Here is a 2,639-nt window from a genome sequence, read left to right on the forward strand (position 1 = left end):
AAAGAGATTTTGTTATATTAGGTGCTATTTTCTTACTAGAAAATATAGCTATAGTTCTTGATAATAATAAGATATATTTCATATCTGAATATATATATTATATTTATTTTGGTTTAATTTTATCGAAAATTATTATTATACATATTAATCAATATAAAAATTTAATATCAAAATATACAATTTCATCAATATTAATAATTTTATTTATATATTTTAATATGACTGGCTCATTTTATACACTTAAGTCTTATAATGTTATATTAAATATAATAATATTAGAATTAGTATGCTTAGGTAAAATACGTAAAAAAAATAAAGAAAATGAATTAAATAAAAATAAGTTATACAAAAATAAAGAGTGTATTGCTAAAACTATTTTTGAAATAGATGAAGAAAGTGATATTCAAAATAATTTAAAAGAAAAAATCAAAGCAGTAAATTATAATTTTGGTAACATTTTAGAGATAATTAATATGCCAATAATAATCATAAATTGTCATAATGAATGTATTATGAAAAATAGATATTTTGATGAATTGCTAATAGAAAATAATTATAATACTGAAAATTTTAATTTTAGTGAATTTATAAAAAAGGAAATAAAAGATAACTCAGAAGATATTTTTGAAATGTTAAATAATAATGATTATTCAGAAGAGAATTTTATGAAAATAGATTTATTTAATCGAAAGTATAAACTAGCATTAGTTAGAGATTATTTAAGTGAAGAAAAAATTATAGTATTTGAAATTAAAGATATTACAGATATATCAGTAAAAGAAAATGAATTAAAGAAAAGCGAGCAAAGATATAAAAAATTGATGGATATATTAAGGGATGGTGTAATTATTCATGATGGAAATACAGTAAATTATATAAATAATATTGGAATTGATATATTTGAAATTGACTCTTCTATGAAAAGTTTATGGACAATGGACAAGATCCAAAAGAAAGTAAGTAAAAAAAGTAGAGATGAGTTTTTACATAATATAGTCGTTATAGAAAAAGGTTTAAAAGAACATGAAATTAGTAAATTAGAGCTTGAAAATGGTAAAATAATTGACTTTATTTCTTCAAGTTTTATATTAAATGATAAAAAAATGATTTTAAGTATAGCTAGTGACTGTACAGAACATGAAAGAGCAATTAACAAATTGGAAGAGAATAAAAAGACCTATAGTGCATTAATACAAACTTTGCCTGAAGGAATAATGCTTATCAATAGATATACAAGAAAACAAGAATATATAAATAAATTTATGATGCGAATACTTAAAGAGATGGGAATTGATAAATTTAATAAAATAATAGATTCATATATTGAGAATGGTAAAAGCCGTAGTTTTAAAACTTTTAATATTAATACAGAAAAAAGCAGAAGAATATCCATAGCTATAGAGCAAGTTCCAAAACAAAATAATTTATTAATCGTAGTAAGAGATTTAGAAATAGAACAGCAAATGGAAAGAGTATACGAAAGTTTACAAATAATTAAAGAAAGAAATAAGTTTAAAACAGAATTTTTAACAAGAGCAGCAAGTAATTTAAAGAAGCCTATTAATACTATATTTGAAGTAAATAAAATTTTAGACAGTAAAAGTGATATATATAATTATAGTGGCATGAGAAGTTATACGAAAACAGTTAAACGAAATTCATATAGGCTAAAAAGAGTATTAAATAATATAGAAGAAATTAGTAAAATAGAAGCTGGACTATATGATAGGGATTTCAAAATATATGATTTGGTTAAGTTTTTAAAGGAGATTGTGGAGTTATGTAAAGAGTACACTATACAAAAAGGATTAGATATTAGTTTTGAAAGTAATAGAAAAGAGATTTTATTATATATGGATAAAGATAAGATGGAAAAAATCATACTGAATATTTTATCAAATGCAATGAAGTTTACTGAAAGAGGAGGAAAAATTTTAGTTTCAGTAAATGTTAATCAAAAAGACATAATAATAGGTATTGAAGATAACGGAACAGGGATACCAAGCAACAAGCTAGATTTTATATTTGAAAACTTTGAGCAAGTAAACAGATCATTATCTAGAATAGCTGAAGGCACAGGGGTTGGTCTTTACTTAGTAAAAAAACTTGCTCTTATACATCATGCTAAAATTAAGGTTAATAGTAAAATAGGGTGTGGTAGTAAATTTGAAGTTGTATTAGAAGATACTCTTATTGAAAGCAACAATGAAAATAAAAAAAAGATAGAAAATATTATTATTGATAAAGAATGTATAGATTTAGAATTTTCAGATATATATTTAGCTTAGTATTATGAATGGGGGAGGGGAAGCTATGTATGAATATATTATAAACTTAAATATTATAACATTATCGTTGTTCTTAGGTAGCTTTTTAATTGTAAATACTAGTATAAATATAAAAAAAAATAACAAAAGGAATATTATACAATGTATCTTATTACTTACAATATCGATAATGAAGTCTGTACATTTTTTTCAAAATGGAAGTATGTATATTTCAAGTGACTTGATATATTACAATTTTTGTATGATGTTTGCTGAGGATATGATTATATTATTATTAATATATTTAATATTTAAAGACGATAAGAATAGTAAGGTACATAGAATATTATTTTTGGTAAGTTATATTATTTG

General features: G+C 21.9%; 2 protein-coding genes. Both read left to right on the forward strand.

Annotated features, from left to right (window positions below; genetic code table 11):
• A partial coding sequence (locus tag J7G74_RS08815) for a PAS domain-containing sensor histidine kinase (RefSeq protein ID WP_297134256.1) occupies positions 1-2,288 on the forward strand: 2,288 nt, incomplete at its 5' end.
• A gap of 25 nt (positions 2,289-2,313) precedes the next feature.
• Positions 2,314-2,639 (forward strand): hypothetical protein (locus J7G74_RS08820; protein ID WP_297134259.1); only part of this gene is annotated, 326 nt, incomplete at its 3' end.

It is taken from the genome of Terrisporobacter sp. (assembly GCF_017888745.1).
GTDB lineage: Bacteria > Bacillota > Clostridia > Peptostreptococcales > Peptostreptococcaceae > Terrisporobacter.